This is a genomic window from Pseudomonas sp. SYWMCR5, from assembly GCF_057197165.1.
Genome location: NZ_JBXUNH010000008.1, coordinates 238,171 through 262,476, shown reverse-complemented (window position 1 = coordinate 262,476; position 24,306 = coordinate 238,171). Strand labels below are relative to the sequence as shown.

The 24,306-nt window shown below is 64.9% G+C and carries 20 protein-coding genes and 1 pseudogene; 6 read left to right on the top strand and 15 right to left on the bottom strand.

The annotated features are described in order from the left end of the window. Positions 1–218: 218 nt before the first annotated feature. From AC2CGW_RS20685 to AC2CGW_RS20655, 7 genes and pseudogenes are all read right to left on the bottom strand, one after another. Positions 219–517, bottom strand: a pseudogene (locus tag AC2CGW_RS20685) (type II toxin-antitoxin system RelE family toxin). Beyond that, positions 507–746 carry a type II toxin-antitoxin system RelB/DinJ family antitoxin gene (locus AC2CGW_RS20680; protein ID WP_186711455.1) on the bottom strand — a complete coding sequence of 80 codons (240 nt, stop codon included), beginning with the start codon at positions 744–746 and terminating at the stop codon, positions 507–509. The pseudogene AC2CGW_RS20685 and the gene AC2CGW_RS20680 overlap by 11 nt, the downstream one beginning before the upstream one ends. A 243-nt stretch (positions 747–989) precedes the next feature. Then, a complete protein-coding gene (locus AC2CGW_RS20675) occupies positions 990–1,643 on the bottom strand; it encodes a glycosyltransferase family 25 protein (RefSeq protein ID WP_186665716.1) in 654 nt (217 codons plus the stop codon). A gap of 186 nt (positions 1,644–1,829) precedes the next feature. After that, a complete protein-coding gene (locus AC2CGW_RS20670) occupies positions 1,830–2,300 on the bottom strand; it encodes an arsenate reductase ArsC (RefSeq protein ID WP_484574508.1) in 471 nt (156 codons plus the stop codon). 27 nt (positions 2,301–2,327) lie between these two features. After that, on the bottom strand, positions 2,328–3,611 hold the full coding sequence (locus tag AC2CGW_RS20665) for an arsenic transporter (protein ID WP_484574507.1): 1,284 nt from the start codon (positions 3,609–3,611) through the stop codon (positions 2,328–2,330). Between the two features lie 18 nt (positions 3,612–3,629). Continuing rightward, on the bottom strand, positions 3,630–3,977 hold the full coding sequence (locus tag AC2CGW_RS20660; RefSeq protein WP_186665710.1) for a metalloregulator ArsR/SmtB family transcription factor: 348 nt from the start codon (positions 3,975–3,977) through the stop codon (positions 3,630–3,632). 76 nt (positions 3,978–4,053) lie between these two features. Next, on the bottom strand, positions 4,054–6,351 hold the full coding sequence (locus AC2CGW_RS20655; protein ID WP_288376532.1) for a TonB-dependent siderophore receptor: 2,298 nt from the start codon (positions 6,349–6,351) through the stop codon (positions 4,054–4,056). A 139-nt stretch (positions 6,352–6,490) separates the two neighbouring features. Here AC2CGW_RS20655 and AC2CGW_RS20650 point away from each other — a divergent pair, with 139 nt between their 5' ends. From AC2CGW_RS20650 to AC2CGW_RS20625, 6 genes are all read left to right on the top strand, one after another. After that, entirely contained in the window at positions 6,491–7,207 is a 717-nt protein-coding gene (locus tag AC2CGW_RS20650) for a response regulator (protein ID WP_186711458.1), read from the top strand. A 1-nt stretch (position 7,208) separates the two neighbouring features. Then, entirely contained in the window at positions 7,209–8,576 is a 1,368-nt protein-coding gene (locus AC2CGW_RS20645; RefSeq protein WP_484574506.1) for an ATP-binding protein, read from the top strand. 100 nt (positions 8,577–8,676) lie between these two features. Continuing rightward, entirely contained in the window at positions 8,677–9,192 is a 516-nt protein-coding gene (locus tag AC2CGW_RS20640; RefSeq protein WP_186665702.1) for a sigma-70 family RNA polymerase sigma factor, read from the top strand. After that, the gene (locus tag AC2CGW_RS20635) at positions 9,189–10,157 is read left to right on the top strand and encodes a FecR domain-containing protein (RefSeq protein WP_288376529.1); all 969 of its coding nucleotides are present in this window, start codon (positions 9,189–9,191) and stop codon (positions 10,155–10,157) included. The genes AC2CGW_RS20640 and AC2CGW_RS20635 overlap by 4 nt, the downstream gene beginning before the upstream one ends. A gap of 104 nt (positions 10,158–10,261) precedes the next feature. Then, the gene (locus AC2CGW_RS20630; protein WP_484574505.1) at positions 10,262–12,775 is read left to right on the top strand and encodes a TonB-dependent siderophore receptor; all 2,514 of its coding nucleotides are present in this window, start codon (positions 10,262–10,264) and stop codon (positions 12,773–12,775) included. A 524-nt stretch (positions 12,776–13,299) separates the two neighbouring features. Next, positions 13,300–14,682 carry an NAD(P)-binding domain-containing protein gene (locus AC2CGW_RS20625; protein ID WP_484574504.1) on the top strand — a complete coding sequence of 461 codons (1,383 nt, stop codon included), beginning with the start codon at positions 13,300–13,302 and terminating at the stop codon, positions 14,680–14,682. A 31-nt stretch (positions 14,683–14,713) separates the two neighbouring features. Here AC2CGW_RS20625 and AC2CGW_RS20620 read toward each other — a convergent pair whose 3' ends face one another. The 8 genes from AC2CGW_RS20620 to AC2CGW_RS20585 form a co-directional block, all read right to left on the bottom strand. Beyond that, the gene (locus tag AC2CGW_RS20620) at positions 14,714–15,145 is read right to left on the bottom strand and encodes a hypothetical protein (protein ID WP_186711101.1); all 432 of its coding nucleotides are present in this window, start codon (positions 15,143–15,145) and stop codon (positions 14,714–14,716) included. Continuing rightward, positions 15,145–15,606: a hypothetical protein gene (locus AC2CGW_RS20615; RefSeq protein ID WP_186665696.1), complete on the bottom strand. Its 462-nt coding sequence runs from the start codon at positions 15,604–15,606 to the stop codon at positions 15,145–15,147. The genes AC2CGW_RS20620 and AC2CGW_RS20615 overlap by 1 nt, the downstream gene beginning before the upstream one ends. Next, complete coding sequence (gene ssp4, locus AC2CGW_RS20610; RefSeq protein WP_186711099.1) at positions 15,606–16,520, bottom strand: Ssp4 family T6SS effector; 915 nt, start codon at positions 16,518–16,520, stop codon at positions 15,606–15,608. Before ssp4 ends, AC2CGW_RS20615 begins: the two co-directional genes overlap by 1 nt. Positions 16,521–16,630: 110 nt before the next feature. Further along, on the bottom strand, positions 16,631–17,554 hold the full coding sequence (tagQ, locus tag AC2CGW_RS20605) for a type VI secretion system-associated lipoprotein TagQ (RefSeq protein WP_063541541.1): 924 nt from the start codon (positions 17,552–17,554) through the stop codon (positions 16,631–16,633). Between the two features lie 72 nt (positions 17,555–17,626). Continuing rightward, a complete protein-coding gene (locus AC2CGW_RS20600) occupies positions 17,627–19,405 on the bottom strand; it encodes a formylglycine-generating enzyme family protein (RefSeq protein WP_484574503.1) in 1,779 nt (592 codons plus the stop codon). Continuing rightward, positions 19,398–20,606: an FtsX-like permease family protein gene (locus tag AC2CGW_RS20595; RefSeq protein ID WP_484574502.1), complete on the bottom strand. Its 1,209-nt coding sequence runs from the start codon at positions 20,604–20,606 to the stop codon at positions 19,398–19,400. The genes AC2CGW_RS20600 and AC2CGW_RS20595 overlap by 8 nt, the downstream gene beginning before the upstream one ends. After that, positions 20,606–21,310, bottom strand: a complete 705-nt coding sequence (locus tag AC2CGW_RS20590) for an ATP-binding cassette domain-containing protein (protein ID WP_186711096.1) — start codon at positions 21,308–21,310, stop codon at positions 20,606–20,608. The genes AC2CGW_RS20595 and AC2CGW_RS20590 overlap by 1 nt, the downstream gene beginning before the upstream one ends. After that, complete coding sequence (locus tag AC2CGW_RS20585; RefSeq protein ID WP_484574501.1) at positions 21,310–24,300, bottom strand: serine/threonine-protein kinase; 2,991 nt, start codon at positions 24,298–24,300, stop codon at positions 21,310–21,312. The genes AC2CGW_RS20590 and AC2CGW_RS20585 overlap by 1 nt, the downstream gene beginning before the upstream one ends. Positions 24,301–24,306: the final 6 nt, after the last annotated feature.

Sequence of the window (24,306 nt, the reverse complement as noted above, 5' to 3'; positions counted from 1 at the left end):
TAAATCTCCCCCCCCAACGTAGGCGAGACCTGACCCCTTCGCGAGATTACTGATTCGTAAGGGTATTTTTAGCGATAGTTTTTTGAATCGGACCTAATAATACTCATGAAAATCAATAAGTTGCCTCATGTTTCGAATCCTGGTGCCGCATCCAGACCCGCTGCATACCAACGAATACCTCCAAAGCCCCCACAACCCGCCCTTTGGCAATTTCTTCGTTATGACGTTTTACCTACCACTCGCTCTGCCGCCTTGCGATAAGCCTGATCTCGCTCGCGCTTATCCACAGCTACCACAAAAAAAACAACCACCTGATCGATCACCTGGTAGACCAATCGGTAGCCGCTGCTGCGCAGCTTGATCTTGTAGCAGTCCGGCAAGCTATGCAGCCGGTTCGCTTCGATCGTCGGATTCAGTAAACCGAGACGAGTTTTTTCTTGAGTTGCTGCCGGACCGTGTCTCCCAGCGTTTGCCATTCCTTTAGCGCTCGCGCATCGAACTCAAGGCTATAGGTCATCCAGAGAAACATTCACTCGCTGAGGGTCAGCAAGGCGCTTGCGAACGGTCGCTAGCAGCGCCTCATCCTCATCGGTCATGAGGACAGGTTTAAAAGGCAGCTGCCCGCGCTCGGCGACGTACTGCAATGCTTGGCGCATAAGCTCGGAGGGCGTAACACCCAACCGCTCAAGCTCACGATAGGCTCGGATTTTGAGATCGTCGTCGATACGAACATTGATGGAGGCCATGGTGGCTTGCTCACTGTAATGACAATGGTCTTTACAGTGACGTAATTCTGGGCACCAGACAAATGGCTTAGGAGCACAAGCCGACGGAGGACAAAGCCCAGAGAGCGCGAGTACAAGCTCTTCAGCCGCGAAGGCCTGACTGCCCTTGGCAGCTATCCAGTGGTCGGGATGGGGACGGCACGCCGCAAGCGCTTCGAGATCAAACAGCGGCTCGCCAACGGCATGGATCCCATCCCCCTCCGGTCAGAAATCCAGACGCAGCACAGTGCGCCAGAAGTTCTTCAGCGGAGAACGCCAGTGCTTGCGCCAGTTACGCTCCCACCAGTCGTCTTCGTTCTTCACCACGTCCTCAAGGTCGCTACCCGTGACAGCGGCGGCATGCTGGCGGAACATCATCGGGAACACACAGTGTTGCCGGATCCGTCGCTTGAACATCACGTCCACAGGCGTACCGTCATACGGTGTCTGCGCCAGGATCGCGCAGCCTTTGCGTGAAAGCACGTATGCATGAAGGGCCACCACGCGGCCCCGGGCAATGAACGGGAACCAGGTCAACCAGGTTCGGCCCATGCTGTAGCCGAGGTGCAAGGCCTCGAATCGATGGCGACGCATGAAGCGGTTTACCCAGGCGATCCGCGAGGCTTTCAGCTCGTAGGGCATCACGTCATCTTCGAAAATCAGAATCCGCTCCAGGCCCTCCTCGAGCGCGCGCTGGGCGAGTTGCTGGTGAGACTCGTAGCAGCCGCGCTTGGGGTCGCCGTGCTTCTGCACGACATGAAATATCACTTGGTTGTCGAGCACCTTGCCAATGCTCTTCCTGAACAACTCACGCCTGTCACTCCGTGCATCGAGCGAGATGCAATAGACGGCGTCAACATCGAAATGAATCCTGCCCACCAATCAATCCCTTTAACTAATGCCTGTCATATGGTGGTGCTGAATAGAGCGGCAATAATATCGGGAGAATCTGGTATCACAAAGCCATGTTTGCGTTGTCTACCCGGGCGCATCCGGTGGCTGTCCGCGCAGGTCGTCGAACAGCGAGGGGTCGAGGTTGGCCAGGGTGTTTGACATGGGGCCTCCTCAGAGCGTGCCGATGCGGTCCAGCTCGCGCTTGAGCTGGTCGCGGTCGAGGGTATCCGGATGCAGCGCGAAGAACGCCTCGAAACGCCGTTGAATATGCGCGAGGGTCGCCCGGAACGCGCCGTCGATCGCGGCTTCGTCGCCCACCACGTCGGAAGGGTCTTCCAACCCCCAATGGGCCTTGAGCGCGGGGCCGAAGTACACGGGGCACGCTTCACCAGCGGCCTTGTCGCAGACGGTGATGACGATGTCTGGCGGGTTGCCTTCGAAGGCTTCGTTGCCCTTGCTGCTCAGGCCGTCGATGGCGATGCCGGCTTGCTGCAGGGTCTGCAGGCTGCGCGGCAGCACCTGGCCTCGTGGGAAGCTGCCGGCGCTGATGGCTTCGTACCCTTGCGGGGCGAGGTGGTTGAACAGGGCTTCGCACAGAATGCTGCGACAGCTGTTGGCAGTGCACATGAACAGGATTCGCATCGCTCGCTCCCCGCCGCGTGGCGGTTTTCAAAGGCCCAGGCGCAGTGCCAGGGCGGAAAGGGTGATCAGCAGCACCGGCAGTGTCAGCAGGATGCCGACCTTGAAGTAGTACCCCCAAGTGATGCGCATGCCTTTGCGGGCCAGCACGTGCAGCCAGAGCAAGGTGGCGAGGCTGCCGATGGGGGTGATCTTCGGGCCGAGGTCGCAGCCGATGACGTTGGCGTAGATCATCGCGTCGCGCACCAGGCCTTCGGCGCCGCTGGCCTGGATCGACAGGGCGCCGACCAGCACGCTGGGCATGTTGTTCATCACCGACGACAGCAACGCTGCAATCAGGCCGGTGCCGAGGGTGGCGGCCCACAGGCCGTGGGCTGCGAGGCGGTCGAGCACGCCGGCCAGGGCGTCGGTCATGCCGGCGTTGCGCAGGCCGTACACCACCAGGTACATGCCCAGCGAGAACACCACGATCTGCCAGGGCGCTTCGCGCAGCACGCGGCGGGTGGAGATCACGTGGCCGCGGGCGGCAACGGCGAACAGCACGGCGGCGCAGGCGGCGGCCACGGCGCTGACCGGGATGCCCAGCGGTTCGAGCACGAACAGGCCCACCAGCAGCGCCAGCAGCACCACCCAGCCGACGCGGAAGGTCGCGCGGTCGCGGATGGCCAGGGCCGGGGCCTTGAGGTCATCCAGGGCATAGCGCGCCGGGATGTCGCGCCGGAAGTACAGGAACAGCACCAGCAGGGTGGCGGCCACCGCCGCCAGGTTGACCGGCAGCATCACCGAGGCGTAGGCGCCGAAGCCCAGCCCGAAGTAGTCGGCCGAGACGATGTTCACCAGGTTCGACACCACCAGCGGCAGGCTGGCGGTGTCGGCGATGAAGCCTGCGGCCATGACGAAGGCCAGGGTCGCGCCGGACGAGAAGCGCAGCGCCAGCAACATCGACATGACGATGGGAGTGAGGATCAGCGCGGCGCCGTCGTTGGCGAACAGTGCCGACACCGCCGCGCCGAGCAGCACGATGAAGGCGAACAGGCGGCGTCCGTCGCCGCGTGCCCAGCGCGCCACGTGCAGGGCGGACCACTCGAAGAAGCCGGCCTCATCGAGCAGCAGGCTGACGATGATGATGGCGATGAAGGTGGCCGTGGCATTCCAGATGATCGCCCAGACGGCGGGAATGTCGTGCAACGACACCGCGCCGAACAGCAGCGCCAGCAGCGCGCCGAAACTGGCGCTCCAGCCGACACCGAGCCCCTTGGGCTGCCAGATGACCAGGATGAGGGTGAAGACGAAGACGCAGGCGGCGATCAGCATCGGCAGGGCCTCGTTCACTCAGCAGCAGGCAGCGGCACGGACGGGGCGATCGTCCATGTGCTGCAGGCGGGCGATGTTGTCCTGGAGCCAGGCGCCATTGGCCTGGGCGGTGACCTGCAACAGCTCGCCGACCCAGGCGGGCAGTTCAGGGTTGAGGCGGTAGTACACCCACTGCCCCTGGCGGCGGTCCAGCAACAGGCCGGCGCTGCGCAACTGGGCGAGGTGGCGGCTGATTTTCGGCTGGCTGTCGTCGAGGGCGCACATCAGTTCGCACACACACAGTTCGCCAAGACGGGCGATCAGCAAGGTGGCGCGGACGCGGGTCTCGTCGGCGAGGGACTTGAAGACCTGGGTGGGGGTGATCATGAGGGGGCACCTGAACATATGGAAATCCGAATATATGGATTTCCATATGCATATTGCAACAGGTGCGGGTGTTTCGTCAGAACGCCGTGCTGACTGTCAGCGACAGGTTGCGCGGATCGCCATAGATCGCTCCGGCGTAGAAGCCGTAGCGGGTGTAGTAGTGCTTGTCGAACAGGTTGTTGGCGTTGAGGCTGACGCTGGTGTCGTCGGTCAGCTGGTACTTGGCCATGGCATTCCAGATCGCATATCCCGACCAGTTGACGTCGCTTGAGCTACGGCTGACACCGTTGGTCGGCTGGCCGGCCGGGGTGGACAGCGCGCGGATGTTGGTCTGCGCGGTGACGCCGGTGCCGAGGGTCAGGCGGTCGAGCGGGCCGGACAACCGGTAGGTGGTCGAGGCCTTGAACAGGTGCGACGGGTCGCTGCGCCCGTCGCTGTCGAGGCGGCGGAAGTGCAGGTAGGTGTAGCCGGCATAGACGTTCCAGTTCTCGGTCAGGGCGCCTGCGAGTTCCAGGTCGATACCGTCGGTTTCCTGGCCGGAACCTGCCTTGTAGGCGGTGGCGCCGGTCGGGGTCAGCAGATCGCCGTCGGTAACGGCCTTGTTCTCCTGCTTGGTGCGGAAGTACGCGGCGGATGCGTTCAGGCGGCCGTCGAACCAGGCGGCCTTGATGCCGGTCTCGTAGCTCTGGCCGCGGATCGGCTCGACCTTGGTGCCGCTGGCGGTCTCTTCAGTCTGCGGGTTGAAGATGTCGGTGTAGCTGGCGTACACCGAGTAGGTGTCGTTGAGGTCATACACCGCGCCCAGGTAAGGGGTGACGATGCCGTTGTTCTGCTGGTTGCTGCGCACGCCGCTGACGTTGCGGGTGGTGGCCGAGTAGTCGGTGCTGCGCACACCGAGGATTACCGACAGCGGGTCGGTGATGCTCAGGCGAGTGGCCGCGTACATGCCTTGCAGGCGGGTAGTGGTCTTGCTGTGACGGCCAGTCCGCGAGGCGAGCATGTCGTAGTCGCTGTCCACGCCATTGAGCCAGTTGCTCAGCGGCAGGCCGTTGTTGGCGCGGAACTGGCAGCCCAGGGCCGGGGCGCTGACGCTGTTGGCGCTGACCATGGTGCAGGTGTATTCCGGCGACCAGGCCACAGTGCGGCTGTCGTTGTAGCCGACCATCGCCTGGTGGGTGCGGCCGAACATCTGGAACGGGCCAGACAGGTCGATCTGCGCCGATTGCTGGGTGGTGTCGCTGGAGCTGTGCAGACCGTTGAGCACCGCACCGCTGCCATCCTGGTCCCAGTAGCCGCCATAGACACCGCGCCCGGACGAGTTGACCTTGGCCAGACCGCGGTGGTTGAGGGCATCACTGGTGCTCTGCGAACCTTTCAGGTCCAGGGTCCAGTCGTTGTCGAAGTGGTGCTGCAGCGAGCCGAAGGTGGTGCGGGTGATGTACTCGCCGAAGCTCCAGCTGGGCACCACGTTGGTGCTGCGCGGCAGGTCGGTCTTGCTGCCGTCGCCATACCAGATCGGGATGTTGGCGCCCCAGCCGCCACCGACCACCTTGTTGTATTCGTACTGGTAACCGGCACCGAGGGTGGTGGCGTCGTCCAGGTCGAACTCGAAGTTGGCCAGCGCTGCGCGAGCGCGCTCGGACTGATTGTCACGGAACGAGTTGGCGTCCTGCTGGGTGACCACGAAGCGCGAGCGCAGGCGGCCGTCTTCGGAGAGCGGCAGGTTGAGGTCGGCGCCCAGGCGGCGTTTGTCCCAGCTGCCGTAGGTGGCGTATGCGCTGCCGCCGAAGGTGCGGGTCGGTGCCTTGCGGATCAGGTTGACGGTTGCCGACGGGTCGCCGGTGCCGCCGAGCAGGCCGTTGGCGCCACGCACTATGTCGATGCGCTCGTACAGGTCCAGGTTCAGCGCGTTGCCGCTGCCGCTGAAGTCAGAGCCGCCGGGGAACTGCAGGCCATCGATCTTCCAGTTGCTGATCGAATAGCCACGGGCGCGGAAATCGGTACGCCCGCCGACTTCCATCTTGCTCATGCTGATCCCCGGTGCAGTGTCGAGCGCCTGCTCGATGCTGTGCACATCGCGGTCGTCCATCTGCTGGCGGGTGATGCTGGTCACCGACTGCGGGGTCTGGCGCGGGGTCAGGTTCAGGCCGGTGGAGCTGCGCGTGCTCTCGACGGTATAGCCGAGCTGGCCGGCGTCGTCGGCACTGGGCAGCGCGCTGTCTTCGATGTTGGTAGCGCCCAGCTCCAGGGGCTGGGGATCAGCCGCAAAGGCACCTGCAGACAGACTGAAGGCGATACACAAGGCAAGCGGTGAGAGGCGGCTGCCGCCGCGGGTGAAGCGGGCGCAGGCGCCGGGGATGCTCTGAGGTTTCATTTGGGAAGGCTTCGTATTCGCAGATGGTTTTTGCTACGATTCTAGGGATGTGCCCTCTGGGCTCCATGCCCGGCTTGTACGGGGATGTAATGGAACGTAACGGGCGCTGCATGGGCGCCCCCGACAGGTGTCCCCCGCAATGAGCACGACCTTGCTGGTCGTCGATGATGACGACGAGATCCGCGAACTTCTCTGCGATTACCTTACCGATGCCGGCTATCAGGTACTGGCTGCCGCCGATGGCGAGCAGATGCGCCAGCAGCTGGCGCGACACAAGGTCGAGCTGGTGGTGCTCGACCTCATGCTGCCTGGCGAGGATGGCCTGAGCCTGTGCCGCCAGTTGCAGGCGCAGCCGGGCCTGGCGGTGATCATGCTGTCGGCCAAGGGCAGCACGCTGGATCGCATCATCGGCCTGGAAGTGGGCGCCGACGACTACCTGTCCAAGCCCTTCGAACCCCGTGAACTCATTGCCCGCATCAAGGCCGTCCTGCGCCGCCCGCAGCGCCTCGACACGCCGAGCGAAGAGCCCGCCAGCCAGGCGCAGCAGTTCGCAGGGTTCAGCCTCGACCATATCAAGCGCCTGCTCACTCATCCCGACGGCCAGGCCCTCACCCTGCCCCGCTCCGATTACCGCGTGCTGCGCGAGCTGCTCGAGGCCAACAACCGCGTGGTATCGCGCGATCACCTGACGCGCAGCGCCTTTGGCCGCGACCACCTGCCCGACGACCGCTCGGTGGACATGTGCATCAGCCGCCTGCGCCAGCACCTGCGCCGCGCCGCCAATGGCAGCGCGCAGATCCTCACCATTCGCAACGAAGGCTACCTGCTCAGCATCGCCTGCGAGCCAGGCGCCTGAAGTGCGCCTGCTGCGCCGCCTGTGGCCACGGACGCTGTTCGGCCAACTGCTGCTGATCATGATCAGCGGCACCCTGCTGATCCAGTTGATGTCCAGCAGCATCTGGTTCGACGTGCGCTTCGCCCAGGTGTTCGAGGCCCCGGTGCGGTTGATCGCTGCGCGCAGTGCGCCGCTGATCGCCCAGGCCGACTGCCATGCCGGGCAGTTGCAGGTGCCGGCGCACTATCACCTGCGCTGCGCCGAATCACTGCCCGAAGCCCAACGTGATGATCGACGCGGGCGGCACCGCATCGAACTGCTGCTGCACCAGGCGCTGGCCTACGAACTCGGCCACGACCAGCCGGCGCGCCTGCTGAAGGTACAACTGACCGATGAGCTTGGTCAGCCGATCGTCTGGCGCAGCCTGTTCGGCCTGCGTACCGCCCAGGCGCACCTGCAGTTCGCCGTGCCGATGGAGGATGGCCACTGGCTGGTGATCGACGGCGAAGAACTGCAGGGCTGGAGTGGCGAGTCGGCCTGGGTGCTGATCAGCGACTATCTGCTGCGCGTCTATGCCCTGCGCATCGTCGCCGTGCTGCTGGTGTGCCTGGTGGCCGTGCGCCTGTGCCTGCGCCCGCTGCGACGCCTGGCCGATGCCGCTCGTGGCCTGGGGCGCAACCTGGAGCAGCCGGCCCTGCCCCTGGAAGGCCCTGAGGAAGTGCGCCAGGCAGCGCAGGCGTTCAACGCCATGCAGCAGCGGCTGATCGCCATGGTCAACGACAAGGCCTACTTTCTCGCCGCCGTCTCCCACGACCTGCGTACGCCCCTGACCCGCATGCGCCTGCGCCTGGAGCGGCTGGAGGATGGCGAACACAAAGAGCGTCTGCGCCAGAACATCGCGCAGATGGATGCCATGATCGGCCAGGTACTGGACTACCTGCGGGCCGGCGAGCAGCAGAACCTGCAGGAGGTGGACCTGGACCGACTGGTGGCGCGCCTGTGCGCCGACTTGGCCAGCGCCGAAGAGCCGCTGCCGATCCAGGGTGAAGTGGGCAAGGTGAAGGTCGATGCCTTGCTGATGCAGCGGTGCCTGCAGAACCTGCTGGTCAATGCCCTGCGTTATGGCAAGGCGGTTTCGCTGCGGCTCGAGGCGGATACGGCGCAGGTGCGGATTCATGTCGAGGATCGCGGGCCAGGTATTGCCGCGGGCCTGCTGGACACCGTGACCGATCCGTTCGTGCGTGGAGAGGGTTCGCGCAACCAGGCGTCCGGTGGGTATGGCCTGGGGTTGAGCATTGCCCAGCGGATTGCGGCCAGCCATGGCGGTGAGTTGCGGCTTTCCAACCGCGATGGCGATGGGCTGAAAGCGACTGTGGTGTTGCCACGCTAGCACCAGCCCGCCCACAGCGCACACCTCAAGCCCCCCATTGCCAAACCCTGCCCAAAAGAGTTCAAATCGCACTAATTCCCATTAACAACTACCCTCCCCCATGCCCCCCACCGATTCTGCCCTGCTCTCCGCCACCGAGGCTCTCTACCTCACCCACAGCGCCTGGCTGCGTGGCTGGCTGCGCAAGCGTCTGGACTCCACCAGCGATGCCGCCGACCTGGTACAGGACACCTTCGTGCGGGTCATCAAGGCGCGTCGTGCCCTGGATATCCGCGAGCCGCGCCAATATCTGAGCACCGTCGCCAAAGGTCTGGTCATCGACCTGTTCCGCCGCCGGGCGCTGGAGCAGAGCTATCTCGAGGCGCTGGCCTCCCTGCCCGCCTGCGACCACCCATCCGAGGAAGACCAGGCGATCGTTCTGGAAACCTTGATGGAAATCGATCGCATGCTAGACAGCCTGGGCGACAAGGTGCGTCAGACGTTCATCCTGTCGCAGTTCGAGGGGCTGACGTATCCGCAGATCGCCGAGCGCCTGGGCGTCTCGGTACGCACGGTGAACAACCACATGGCCAAGGCGATTGAGCAGTGCTGCCTGATGCGCCTGGGGCTGCTGTGAGCACCGTGTCATCACCGTTGAGCACAGCGCAGCGCGAGGCGTTGCGCTGTGCGGCGCAGTGGTATGCGCGGCTGTCGTCGGGGCTCGAGGATGCGGGCGAGCAGCAGCGCTGGCAGCGCTGGCACGATGCAGATCCTCTGCACCAGCAGGCCTGGCAACAGGTTGAGGCAGTTCGGCGGATGGTCGAGGGGGTGCCACGGCAGATTGCAGCGCCGGCCCTGCGTCAGGCGCGGGAGTCGCGCAGGCGGGTGCTGCGTCAGTTGCTGGTGCTGGCGGGCGTCGGTGTGGTGGGTGTGGGCGGCTGGAGAAGCGAACTGCGAACAACGCTGATGGCCAGCCTGCACACCGGGGTCGGTGAGCAGCGTGAGGTGGTGCTGGAGGATGGCAGCCAGATCCTGCTGGACAGCCGTTCGGCGCTGGATGTGCGCTTCGACGCAGCGCAGCGTGTACTGCGTCTGCTGAGCGGGCGGGTGCTGGTGCAAACGGCCGCCGATGCCCTGGCGCGTCCGTTTCTGGTGGAGGTGGCCCAGGGGCAGGTGCAGGCGTTGGGCACCCGCTTCACGGTCGAGGCCGACGAGCGCTTCTGCGAGGTGACGGTGCTGGAAAAGGCCGTACAGGTGCGTCCGCTGAACAGCGCACAAACCCTGCGTCTGGAAGCGGGTCAGCAGGTGCGGTTCGATCGCTCTCGGCTTGGCGAGCCGTGGCGCAGCGACGCTTCGGTGGCGTCGTGGCAAACGGGTAGCCTGATAGCAATCAACCGGCCGCTGGGCGACTTGCTGGAAGAACTGTCGCGCTACCGGCGTGGCTGGCTGCGCTGTGATCCATCGATTGCCGGGCTGCGGATTTCCGGGGCCTTTCCGCTGCACGACATCGACCTCGCCCTCGCCGCATTGGCCAGCGGTTTCGAGCTGCACATCGTGCGGCGTACCGATTACTGGGTCAGTGTCATGCCTCGGGTCGGTTGAGGCGTTGCAAAAAAATCCTCATCTGCGTTGCACTTTTTTCTCACGTCCTTCGGCCATTGCTCAGACATCTGCCGTTTGAGCGGATCAATTGGGGGAGGACCATCATGACGTACCCGTATGCGCGCCGACTGAAACCGGTGGCCGCAGCCATTCGCCTGGGCTTTTGCAGCGTAGTCCTGACTACGCTGCCGGCGTTCGCCCATGCAGCCGAAGTCAGTGAGCTGCGCCAGTACCAGATTCCTGCCGGCAGCCTGACGGAGGCGCTCAGCGCCTTTGCATCGGCCTCGGGCAGTGCCTTCTCCTTCGATGCCGCCTTGACCGACGGCCATCGCTCGCCGGGGCTGCAAGGCCGCTACAGCGTCGCCCAGGGCTTCGCGCTGCTGCTGCAAGGCACAGGGTTGCAGGTGGTCGCGCAGAGCAATGGCAGTTATGTGCTGCGCCCGTCGCCGCGCAATGACGGCTCGCTGGAGCTGGACGCCACGACCATCTCCAGCCAGCGCCTGGACGCCACCTCCGAAGGCACCGGGGCCTACGCCGCGCGGGCGGTGACCATCGGCAAGGGCACACACACGCTGCGCGAGACACCCCAGGCGGTGACCGTGCTGACCCGCAAGTACATGGACGACCAGAACATCAACACCATCGACCAGGCGATGGAGAAAACCCCGGGTATCGCGGTGTACGAATCGCCCATGGGCGGCAAGTACTTCTATTCGCGCGGTTTCATGATGCAGGGCCAGTACCAGTACGACGGCGTGCCGCTGGATGTGGGCGGCGAGTACGTACAGGCCAACAGCTTCTCGGGCGACATGGCCTACTACGACCGGGTCGAAGTGCTCAAGGGCGCGGCGGGCATGATGAAGGGCTCGGGCAGCTCGGCGGGCGGGGTCAATTTCGTGCGCAAACGCGGCCAGAGCACGCCCACCACCAGCCTGAGCCTGTCGGCGGGCTCCTGGGACAACTACCGCAGCCAGATCGACACCGGTGGCCCGCTCAACGCTTCGGGCACGCTGCGTGGCCGGGCGGTGGTAGCGTTGCAGGATCGCCAGTACTTCTACGACCTGGGTAAACGCAAGGACCAGATCCTCTACGGCGCCCTGGACTACGACCTGACGCCGGATACCACCCTGGGCTTAGGCGTCGCCTACGAGAGGCTCGACGCCCGGCCCTGCTGGCACGGCCTGCCAAGGGGGAGCGATGGCAAGGACCTGAAGCTGAGTCGCTCGACCTGCCTGGGCGCTTCGTGGAACACCTGGGACAGCCAGCGCACCACGGTGTTCGCCGACCTCAAGCACCAGTTGAACGATGAGTGGGCGTTCAAGTTCGCCGGGGCCTGGACCCACAACGACCAGGACATCAAGTACGCCCTTTCCGAGACCCCTGGCGGGGTGCCTGCAGGTGCGACCTCGGCGCCATCCTCGGTGTACTCGGGCCTGTTCGACTATGACCAGACCGACTACGGTTTCGACGCGTACCTGGATGGCAAATTCGATGCCTTCGGCCTGCAGCATGAGTTGGTGGTAGGCGCCAACGCCAGCCGCGCCCAGACCCGCGACCACTGGGCGCTGATCAACATGACCGGCCTACTCGGCGCGTCGCAGGATCCGTTCAATCCCAACCCGCACGTCCCCGAGCCCAGCGATGGCTTCTACGCGCCCAACGCTTACCGTGGCGGCCCCTTCCCGACCGAGACCGACACCCGGCAATTCGGCACCTACGCCACGCTTCGCCTGAAGCTGGCCGAGCCGTTGACCCTGGTGCTGGGTTCGCGCGTCAGTTGGTACCGCAACAGTCGTGACTCCTACACCCGGGCATGGGATTACTGGCAGCACGACCGCAGCCAGGAGAACGGTGAAGTGACGCCATTCGGCGCGCTCATCTACGACCTGAACGACAACTGGTCGGTCTATACCAGCTATGCCGCGATCTTCCAGCCGCAGAGCACTTACACCGACCAGGCAGGCAGCCCCTTGCAGCCCAAGACCGGCGCGAGCTACGAGCTGGGGATCAAGGGCGAACTGCTGGATGGGCGTGTGAACACCTCGTTCAACCTGTTCCGCACCATCGAGGAACATCGCGGGGAGGCCAACTACGACAGCAGCTGCCCAGGGTCTTCGGACGGCTTCTGCTACAGCGATGTGGGCAAGGTCCGGGCACAGGGCTTCGAGGCCGAAATCAGTGGCGAGGTGATCGAGCGCTTGCAGGTGCTGGCGGGCTATACCTACACCCAGACCAAGTACCTGGACAGCACCAGTGCCAATCCGCAGGAGCCGGCGTTTTCGACCACCTACTTCCCGCGTCATCTGTTCCGGGCCTCGGCGGACTACCAACTGACGGGAGCACTGGAGCGCTGGAGCGTGGGTGCAGGGGTAACGGCGCAGAGTGATGTCGCGTTCCGGGATGGCAATATCAGGCCCGTGGCGGTGAAATCCGTCCAGCCGGGGTATGGCATCTGGAGTGGACGGATCGGCTATCGGATCGACGAGAACTGGTCGCTGGCGCTCAATGGCAACAACCTGTTCGACAAGAAGTACTACCAGAGTGTGGGGGCGGTTTCGTGGGGTAACTTCTATGGTGAGCCGCGCAACTTCACAGTGACGCTGAGAGGCAACTTCTGATGTAGGGCTTCATTCCCAAGGGCCGTGGACTAAGTGTGGGAGCGCACTTGCCCGGAGCTGTCATTTTTTGCGTTCGGGCCGGCGGTGGCCTGCCGCCAGGCAGGCCCTGATTTTCAACAGGACAAAATTTCTGACACCGTGGCCGCTACAATCCCAAACCTTGAACCCCTTCCCCCAATGCGATATAGCTAAAAAGGCACCCATAACGAAAAGAGGCTAACCACGCCCCCATGCACGAGATCACACGTATCCGTCGGCCGCATGGCCCGCTTGCCAATCTGATCGGCAAGTCTACCGGGCCCTTCCCTGCCGCCGTTTCCAGTCTCGGCTGTTCCCCGCTCTCGACACTCTTCCACACCCTGTCGATCCCGCCCCGCGATGTCCTGCTGGCGCACAAGCGCAAGCGCCCCGTGCCTCCGCCTGCCTGCTGACCCCTGAAGTTTCCGCGCTTCCACCGCCCTCGGCTCGTTGCCGTTCGGGGCTGGGGAAGTCTTGCCTTTCTTCCGTGATCACAGGACTTTTTCATGACTACTCGCGTCGCCATCATCGGCGCCGGCCCTTCCGGCCTGGCGCAACTGCGTGCCTTCCAATCCGCCCACGCCAAGGGCGCGGCCATGCCCGAAATCGTCTGCTTCGAGAAGCAGGCCGACTGGGGCGGCATGTGGAACTACACCTGGCGTACAGGCCTCGACCAGCACGGCGAGCCGGTGCACAGCAGCATGTACCGCTACCTCTGGTCCAACGGCCCGAAGGAATGCCTGGAGTTCGCCGACTACAGCTTCGATGAACATTTCGGCCGCCCGATTTCCTCCTATCCGCCGCGCGAAGTGCTGTGGGACTACATTCAGGGCCGAGTGAAAAAGGCCGACGTGCGCCAGTACATCCGCTTCGACACCGTGGTCAAGGACGTGCGCTTCGACAGTACCAGCCGCACCTTCACCCTCACCGCCCACGACTACGCCAATGGCCAGCGCTACGAACAGGTATTCGACTACGTGGTAGTCGCCAGCGGGCATTTCTCCACACCCCAGGTGCCGTCATTCCCAGGCTTCGAGCGCTTCTCCGGACGCATCCTGCACGCCCATGATTTCCGTGATGCACTGGAATTCGCCGGCAAGGATGTGCTGATCATCGGCAGCAGCTACTCCGCCGAAGACATCGGCTCGCAGTGCTACAAATACGGCGCGCGCTCGATCACCAGTGCCTACCGTACCCAGCCGATGGGCTACAAATGGCCCAAGGGCTGGGAAGAGCGGCCACAGTTGCAAAGGGTGGACGGCGACCGCGCACACTTCGCCGACGGTTCGAGCAAGCGCGTCGATGCGATCATCCTGTGCACCGGCTACCAGCACCACTTCCCGTTCCTGCCCGACGACCTGACCCTGCGCACCGGCAACCGCCTGTGGCCGCTGGGCCTGTACCAGGGCGTGGTATGGGAGGCCAACCCGCAGTTGATGTACCTGGGGATGCAAGACCTGTGGTACAGCTTCAACCTGTTCGACGCCCAGGCCTGGTTCGTACGCGACGTGATCCTCGGTCGCATTGCCCTGCCCGACCCGGCCGCCATGCGCGCCGACAGCGAGCACTGGCGCGCCGAGGAAGAGGCCTTGCAGACCACTGCCTCGATGTACGAATTCCAGGGCAGCTACATCGCCCGCCTGATCGAGCAGACCGACTACCCACGGTTCGACATCGACGCGGTGAACCGCATCTTCCTCAAATGGAAGAACGACAAGAAGCACGACATCATGGGCTACCGCGACCGCTCGTACCGCTCGGTGATGACCGGCACCGCCTCGGTGCCACACCACACCCGCTGGATTAGGGCGCTGGACGATTCGCTGGAAGAGTACCTGCGTGAAACGGCGGAGCCTGGGGATGTGAAGGTGCTGCGACCGGAGCGTTGAGGTAGAGATTGGTGTTGACGGGCCCGGCGCATTAGCGCCGGGTTCGGGCCTGCCGTAGCTCGACGAGCCGTCTGCGCATCTCCCTGTGCCGCTCGCTGTTGAACACCAGCAGCGCCAGCAGAGGCAAGAGCAGGATGGCAGCCAACAACATGAAATGCAGGCCGTTGCCCAACAAGCTCAGGGCGATCAGCAGCGCCATCAGCGGTACTGGCAAAACGGCCCACATTGCCCATCCATACCCACGAATCATCGCCAAGTGCCCCAGGCACAGCAGCGCCGCCAGTGCTGTACTCGAAACTATCGTGTAGACGGGATTATCCGGATGGCTGCGCCAATGCTCGTCGATCCACATGGCAAGAACCAATGCCACCGACAGCACACAGGTGAAAAAGCCCAGCAGGAACGTCGGGAAGTAACGACGCATGAACGCATGGAATTCAAGATGGCGTTGATACTCGCCCATCATCGAGACCGTCGAACTTTGGGTCGCTGGGCCTTTGAAGCTCTATCGGCTTGACGCTTGTGTCGATACTCGGCAAGTAGCACGCGCATCGCTCTGTAGCGCTTGCTGTTGAGTACCAGCAACGCCAGCAGCGCGACGACTATGATGCTCAGGAAGATCCCCATGTGCGGCCTGAAACCGTAGGTCGGCAACAGGAAAACCACGGAGCCGATACAAAGGGCGGCGACCATCCATACCCCCCAGTCACGACCTCGCACTACGGCGGCATGCGCCGTGACCAGCGTCACCACCAGCACACCAAGGCTGAGCGGATAGTTGATCTCCCGGCTGCAGTCACGGCAATAGGTACTCCACACCAAAGAGAACGTCCCGGCCATGGCGTACAGCGAGAGAAAATACCCCGCCAGGAACACCATGAAGTAGCGATCGAGAAACTTCTGAAGGTCAGGGTGCCGACTCATTACTCGAACTCCTCATAGAGCCCCAGAGCGATGCTCTTGGTCTTGTCCTGCACCGTCCCGCTGCCGACAAAACCGATGGAAGCGCCAAGCGAATCCTTGATCAATGTTTGAGTGGCGTGCTTGATCTGGGTGGGCGTGTGACGCTTGATCAGCTCACCTGTGCTCTGTTGCAGCTTGAGTTGCTTCGCGGTAAGCGAAGGATGCTTGATCGACAGCAACTCGCGGGTGAGAGCGCTACGCTGCTGACGGCTCAATGAACGGGTCAGGTCGAGCCAGTTGGCGCCCGTGGCAGCCTTGCGCACCTGCAGGAAGCGTACAGTCGTGAGGGCCGAGCTGCCGACGCCGATCAACGATATACCGTCGAGCAACGGTGTGGCTGCCCTGTACCAGGCCTCCTGATCCATCGCATCATTGGCTGAAGGGTCGTTGACCTCGTTGACCGTCCTGGCAACACCGATAAAGCACTGTGCGGTACTGGCGGTTGCTGCTGCATATCCGGCAACGGTAAGCGCGAGGCTCACACCGCCGGAGAAGGGCACGGCGATAGTACCGCTGAACATGACGACCCAACCCAGGATCGCACCAGCGCAGGAGAGCGTGGTGCCTACCGCCTCCTTGACCACGCGCGATTCACGCGGGTTGGTCTGCAGCTGGTTCATGAACTGTTGGGGCGCAATGTAGCGAGGCGCCTCACGCAGGATGATGCGCTTGGGCTTGATACTGCAGATCGGCTGAAACTCGCGCAGCACGATCACGTTGTAGTCGGCATCGATATACACGACACCCGCACCGACGATGCCAGGGTCGGCATCGATCGCCTTGAACAGCTTCTGCTGGTCGATACGCCCCTGCAGGCGCTGACGCGCCAGAAACTGCGAGGTGTTGGCCAATTCGTTGACCAGAAGGTCTTTCATGAATACGTGTCCTTACTCAGCTACAGGCTGGCCTGTCCACAGCGCAAAGCCGCTCTTTGCAGAAGCGGCCTTGCGTCGCGAAAGGGGCGCGATGCACCCCTGCCATGCCATCAAACGTTCGGGCAAGGCACCGGTGCCCAGTCACCCATGTCCGGGTTGCGGCACATGCTGTTGACCTGATCCACGCCCGCCTTGGCCACTTGCTGGGCCTCGGCCTTCTTGCCGGTGGCGTTCTGCAGGGTCTTCTCGGTAGCGACTGCTTCAGTCGGCACTTTGGTGTTGGTCTTGCCCGCAGCCTGGCCCTTCTTGGTGCCAGACTTGCTGGTCGCTTTCGGTGGCTGGACCACGGCCACCACTTCCGAACGCTGCACGCCCACCTGCTTGAGGTCCTGCTCGTAGGCCTGGGTGTAGTTGTTCAGGTTCTCACCCAGACGACCGTTGACGGTGCCGAGCAGCTGGTTCGACTCGTTCAGGCCGGCAACGATCTCGGCCAGGCGCTTGCGGCCTTCGGTGTCGTTGATGCGGTTGGCCTTGCGGTTCTGGATCAGGCTGGCGAATTCACGCTGGTAACAAGCCTGGGACGCCTTGGCGTATTGGGTGGTGCGGTCCAGGTCGGCGGCGCTCTTGTCGATGTCGGCGGCGTAGGAAGCGATGCGCTGCTTGTCGTCGCTGATCTGCTTCTGGCGCTCGGTGTAGTAGCCCGCCGCGCCGCCGACCAGGGCGCCGCCAGCAGCGCCGATGGCGGCGTTGCGACCACGGTTGTCACCGTCCACCAGGGCGCCGGTCAGGGCACCGCCTACCGCGCCGAGCAGTGCGCCGGTGGCGACCGAGCGAGTCATGTCGCCGTCAGTGGAACGCAGGTGCTGCACCGGCTCGTAGCAGTTGGGGTAATACTCCACCTTGGTCGTTGCACCGATCTTGGAAACCGGCGAACCGGCGCAGCCGGTCAGCAGGACGCTGCTGAAACCGGCAGCCAGCAGCAGAGCGGCACGGGCCTTGGAAGCGGTGATCAGGGAGGTGCGATTCAAGCGCATGGTCGGGTTCTCTCTCGGGTTGTGCTGATCCGGCCTGCTTCATGCGGGCCGGGGTCTTTTTTCAGGGTTTCTTCAAGGTCGCGGAGCAGCCGATGCCAGCAGCTCCTTGAGGATCGTCGCCGGGTCGGCCCGCCGGTTCTGGCGGTACTCCCCGACGTGGCGGACGAACAGGGTGGCGCGGGTCTCCAGGCTCTTGCCCAGCACCGGCTTGCGCTCAAGCTCTTGCTTGACCCGCTGGAACTGCGCCTGGATCACCGCATCGGTGTAGCGCGTGCCGCTGGCCAGGTTGTCGATGTAGATCGCCAGCGCGCCGTCCAGCGCGCTGCGGCCGTTGGCGATGGCGGCGCCATACAGGCTGGCGCTGGCCTGGTCGCCGGAGGCCTGGGCCTTGGCCTGGGTGTTCTGCAGGTTGGTCAGGCGGATGTTGTAGTTGTTGATGGTCTCGGCCACGAGGGCCGCCGACTGGATCAGGTTGCCGGCCGCTTCTTCGCGCTGGCGGGCGATCAGCGAGACATTGCGCTTGAGCTCCTCGTTGACCAGACCCAACTCGGCCTGCAGGCGCGGGTCGCTGGCGCCGGCGATGATGCCGTCCAGGCGCGTGGTCGGGTCATCGGCGGCATTGATGTCGTCGGTGAGGCCGGCCAGGCGCCCCTCTTTCTGCCATTGCTCGAACAGCTCCTGGTAGCGCGAACGCGGCGCCGACAAGGCACCGATGGCGACGCGGAAACCGGTGGTCTCGTTGCGCTGCTCAGTGCCGTCGGCACCGAACAGCGGATACTCGCGACGCATGCCGGTGAACAGCGTGGTCTCGCCTTCCAGGTAGTTGCCGCCCTTGACCACGAAGCCGCCGTAGGCGCCCTGACGGCGACCAGCGTGCACCAGCTGGAAGGATTCCTGGACCATTTCGGCGGCATTGCCGATCACATCGAACAGCCCGAGCGGGTTGGGTTGCTTGGTCCCGATCGGCATCAGTCGCGCAGCCTGGCCGGTGCCACCGGCAACCTGGTTGAACACCGCCCAGTCGGCCAGCGGCCCGTCACTGTCGCTGCCCTCGACCTTGCGCGGGAACAGCCGGCCATCGAGCTCCTGGCGGCTGACCGCCGAACCGCCGCGGGCGGCGAATTCCCATTCCACTTCGGTGGGCAAGCGCACGAAACCGATCCCGCCATCTTCGGCCTTGCTGCCCCGGCCACTGACCGGCAGCAACTCGCGGTGATGCTTCATCAACCAGGCGCTGTACACCGCGGCGAAACGCTCGGCCTCGAACCGCGACAGCTTGACCTTGGGCAGGCGACCGGCGGCCTCGGTGACCGGTTCGCAGGCGGGCTCCGCCTCGCCGCTGGCCAGCGACTGAGCCTGGGCCATGACCTGCGCATACTGGCGCGCAGTCACCTCGTACTTGCCGATGAAATACATCATCGGCTTGAGCGGGCTGCCCGCCTCGACCTTGGGCAGGCTGGCGCCGACCTGTTTCTGCCAGGGGGGGGACAGGTCCTGCAGGCTGAACTGGCCATTGATGAAGTCGCGGCGATACCCGGAGATGAACGACTGCTTGTAACCCGCCTCGCCTTCGCTGAAGGGATAGCCCAGGTTGACCTCGCGGTCGTCGAGGCTGCCTTGCGCCAGCACGTAGACATGCCGGAAGACAATCTCGCCGCCACAGGGCAGCGGCAAGCTGACGTCGTCGGCCAGGGGCTTGGGGTTGTCCAGCTTGCGGGTGGCGGCGGGGTCGGGCGCGGCGGTGTTGACCGCGGAGACCTGGGGCTTGTCCTCGCCATCGGCGGGAGAGCAGGCCACAAGGCCCAGTGTGGTGACGATCAAGGCCGCTACCTTGAGGCGAAGTTCAGACATCACGAATTCCTTGCGAGGCGTCGATCCGCGCCACCCGCCAGCCGCCCAGGGCGGCGGCAGCGGTGCTGGCCGACAACACGGCGAGCAGCGCGACGAGATAGTGCATAGGCAGCAGGTGAGCGGCGTACTCGCCGGGCACCTGCATGAACAGTCGGTTCAGGCCGTGCTCGGCCAGGGCATACAACAGGGCCGCCAGCCCGGCGGCGAGCAGGCCGCTGTACAGCGCCTGCAACACCACGAACAACAGCAGCGCGGCGGTGCCGAAGCCCAGCAGGCGCAACACCGCCAGCTCGCGCTGCTTGCGCTCGACCGCCGCCACCGCACCTGCGGCAACCGCCGCAACCGCCCCGGCCACGGCCAACGCGGCGATGATCCAGAACACCAGGTCGAGGTTGCGCCCGAGCGACTGCACCTGGGCGATCTGCGCCGCCTGGGTCGAGACCAGCAACTGACGTTCGGCGAAGAACTGGCGCAGCGGCTCGACGTCCTCGAGCGTGCGGGCATACAGGCGAAACGCCGGGTAGACCCGCGCCGCGCTGCCGGCCTGCAGCTCGCCCGCCCAGTCCAACGCCGGTACCGCACGCCCGTCGCGGTAGTCCTCGGCGGCCTCCAGCAAGGCCAACGGTGCGAACAAGGCATCGCGCTCGAACGCTGCCAGCGGCAGCACGGCACGCACGTGCAACGAGGTCTGGCGCCATTGCACCTCGCCCGCACGCTGGCGATTGAAACTGGCCTGCAAGCGATCGCCAGGATGGGCGCCGAGCTTTTCCGCCGCAGTGAAACTCAGCACTACGTCGCGCAGGTCGGCTGCATCGGGGGCCACGGCGCCGTCGAGCAGGGGATCGCCGGCCGCGGTCGGCAGCATCTCGACCGTCACCCCACGCCCTTGTGCAGGCAGCAGCAACTCGGCGGTGGCGGCGATCTGGCGGGTGCGCGGGATGGCGAAGGCGACATCCGGACGCGCCGCGAGCCCGGTAATGAAATCGGCAGTGAAACGTCCACCGCCCAAGGGTATGACCTCACGCACGCCCGGGTCGCGCTGCAGGCGTTCGGTCAGGCTGCCGATCAGGCCGAACTTCAGGCCGAACAGCACCAGCAGTGGCGCAATCACCGCCACCAGCGCCAGCACCGCGCAGGCCGACAGCCGCGCGTCGGTGCGGTAGTCCTGCCAGGCCAGCCCGGCGATCAGCAGCGGGCGCATCAGGCAGCCTGCCCCAAGGTCGCGATGACGCCGCCGTCGGCATCGCGCCGACAGTGCATGCGCAGCACCCGCAGCCCGGCGTCGCGGGCCAGTGTCTCGTCGTGGGTGGCGATGACGCAGGTCACCCGATGCGCCTCGGCCTGGCGCAACAGCAACTGCATCACCCGCTCGGCATTGACCGGATCGAGCGCTGCGGTCGGTTCGTCCGCCAGCAACAGCGCAGGCGCATGGGCCAGGGCGCGGGCACAACTGACCCGCTGGCGCTGGCCCAGCGAAAGCGCCGCCGGACGCTTGTCCAACTGGTCGCTCACATCCAGCGCGGCCGCCAGGCGTTCGACGCCACCGTCGTCGGCCAGCCCCAGCAACTGACGCGGCAGGCGGATATTGCCGCGCACATCGAGAAAGCCCAGCAGCCCGCCCGCTTGCAGCACATAACCCAGGTGCCGACTGCGCAAGGCGGCCAGCCGGTCGAGCCGACGACCACGCCACAGCCCGGCGACATCCTGAACGCTGCCTTCAAGTTCCAGGGTGAAGGCGTCCGCCGCATCCGGCGCCAGCACCAATGCCAGCAGGTCGAGCAGCGTGCTCTTGCCGCAGCCGCTGGGCCCAACCAACGCCACCCGCTCACCGGCGCCCAGGCGCAGATCGCCGATCTCCAGGCGGTAGCGCCCGCGCGTCTTGTGCACCCCTTGCAGGCTGATCATCAAGGCAGCGTCGAGAGCGGGACACGGTACAGGGCGTCGCCCGGTTCGGCGTTGCCGAAACGCACCCAGTTGGCCATGTCGTTGTGGAAGGTTTCGTAGAGGCGAATCTTCGAGTCGAGCTCGTCGATGAAATCCTCCTGCTCGGCGACCGACAGCGACAGCCACAGGTCCTGGGTCATGCTCAGCGACTTGCTGCGATACGGCAGGCCTTCGAGGTACTCACCGAGTACGCCGCCCTGGGCAAGGTTGGCGCCCTTGCTCAGCGCGCCGGGGTCGCGGCTCATGTAGGCACTGGCGCTGGCGATTTCATTGAAGAAGTCGCCCGGCGAGCTGCGCGTCTTGCGCGCCGCATCGACGATCAGCTTGAGCGACTGCTGCAGGTCGTTGAGCTGCAGCTTGGTCAGCATCACGCACACCTGCAAGGTCGGCAGCGCCGGGTTGGTCAGGTCACGATCGGCGGTCCAGGCACTCACCAGTTGCGGCGCCTGGCTGGCGCTGCGACGGCCGAGAAAGTCCATGTGCATGGCGTAGCCCACGGCCTGGGTCTTGGCGGCGAGGCTGGAACCGGAGGCGAGCAACGGCACGGCCTGCGGCTGTTGGTTGCGCACCTGATGCACCAGCTCGGCGAAGGTCGAGCCGATCTCCTGCACGCGCTCGCCAAAGGCGTTCACATCGCCCCCCGGCACACCCACGTAGAGGTCGCCGATACGCGGGTTGCTGTCGGCGGTGAGCACGCGGTACTGCTGCTCGGCCGAGCCGTGGTTCTTCACCCCGGCAGGGGTGCGCAGGTGCAGGGCGTAGATCTTGATCTGCTTGCTCAGCGCCGCCTGACGCACCTCGGCTTCGTTCATCCGCGTGCTGCTCTCGGGGTCGCTCTTGCGCAAGGCGCCAGCATCGCTGACCAGCAGCACGATGCGTCCGCCGTAGCCGGACCAGTCCATGCCCTCGACCGCCTGCATGACCCCGGCGAAGGCATCTTCGTTGAACGAATGGCTGGACACGGTGGTGGCCTTGACCTGCGATGCGGCCTTGAGAAAGCGCGCAGGGTCGCGGCCTTCATCGAGGCTGACCAGGGTCTTGCTCAAGTAGTCCAGGCCCGGCGTGCGCTTGACGCTGTTGCGAAAGCCCACCAGGCCAAAGCTGACGCTGTCCAGCTCACCGCGTGCCGCCAGTTGCTGCTGCAACTCGCTGACCACCTGGCGCACCCGGTCGATGTAGGGCTGCATCGACACCGAGGTGTCCACCACCAGCACGATGCCGGTGCGGAAGCTGTTGTCGCCGGCGCTGGCAACGCCTGCGGCCTGCGGCGCGCTGCCAGCCGCACTGCTCCCGGGATCGATCGATGCGATATTGAGCAGTTGCACCGGCTGACCGTCGGCGTCGAAGCTCTCGCGGTAGTCGAAGATCGGCATCAGGTAGAACTGGTCCTGCGGCACCGCGTTGGCCGCAGGCTCCAGCGCCAGCACACGCGGCACTTCGGCCGGATCGTTCTGCGCCTTGAGCAGTTGCGCGCGGGCCTGGGTACTGTCGTCGAGCAACTGCTGCACATCGTCGGGCTCACGCATGAACATCACCGGCGCGCGGCCGGAGCGTTCGGTGAACTTGAGCACCAGGCTCTGCTTCCAGTCGCTGGTCTGCTCTGCAGGCAGCCAGCCTTCGCGCAGGCCATCGCTGGCAGCGCCGACCTGGATCCAGGCTTTGCCGTCGATATCCTTGCGCTGATAAACGTAGAGCACCGAGAAGGCCGGTAGGCTATCGCCGGCAGCGCCACCAGGGCTATCGGCCAGGCGCGCGCCGGGCTTGGTCAGCACGCGCTGGAACAGGGTCTTCTTGCCCGCCATGAGCAGCGGCCGCTGATCGTTCTGCGCCGCGCTGGCGACGGGAGGCGGCGCGCTGGGCTGGACGGGTGTCTGTGCCACCGGTGTGGCGACGGCGGGCTTGTCGTGACCGGCGAACAACCAGTAACCGCCCGCTGCCAGGCCCAGTGCCGCTGCGATGGCCACCGCCAACAGCGCCACCGCGGGCTTTTTCTTTGGCGCAACAACAGGCGCCGGGCGGCTCTGCTGTGACTCACGCCGGGCTGGCTCGGGCTGGGCAGCCGCCTGCGGAATCTCGATGGACACTGGCGTCAACCCTGCCAGTTCGGGGGCCGCCTGTGGCACGACCAGTGGCCTGATCACCGTGCTCTGGCAGTCTTCTTCCGGAAGGCGGTCCAGTGCTGCCAGCAAGGCGGCGGCATCGGCGAAGCGTTCGTTCGGGTCCTTGGCCAGCAACCCGCGCAGGATTTCCTGATAACGCCCATGCTCGATGGGCAGCTCCGGCAGCGGCTCGGTCAGGTGCGCCAGCGCCGTGGACAGCGCATCGGTGCCGCTGTAGGGCAGCTTGCCGACGAGGATCTCGTAGAGCACCACCCCCAAGGCATAAAGGTCGGCGCGCCCGTCGATCTCAAGCCCGCGGGCCTGCTCCGGGCTCATGTAGCTGGGCGTCCCCACCGCGAAACCCGCCTGGGTGAACTGGGTGTGATCGTCCAGGGACTTGGCGATGCCGAAGTCCGACAGCACGGCGTTGCCATCGGCACGGAACAGGATGTTGGCCGGCTTCACGTCGCGGTGCACCAGGCCCTGGGCATGGGCATAGCCCAGCGCCTGGGCCATCTGGCGCACATAGATCAACCCTTGCTCCGGCGTCAGCCCGGCGGCGATGCGCTCCTTGAGCGTGCCGCTGGGCAGATACTCCATGGCCATGTAGTACAGCTCGCCGACATTGCCGATGTCGTGGATGGTGGCAATGTGTGGATGAGCCAGGCGTGCAAGGGTGCGGCCTTCGCGCAGGAAGCGCTCGCAGAAGGTCGGATCGGCCGCCAGGCTCGCGGCCATCACCTTGAGTGCCACCTTGCGCTGCAGCGAGCGCTGGGTGGCCAGGTAGACGCTGGCCATGGCGCCTTGGCCAATCTCGCCGTCGATGTCGAATCCGGGGATCTGCATGTCCATGATGTT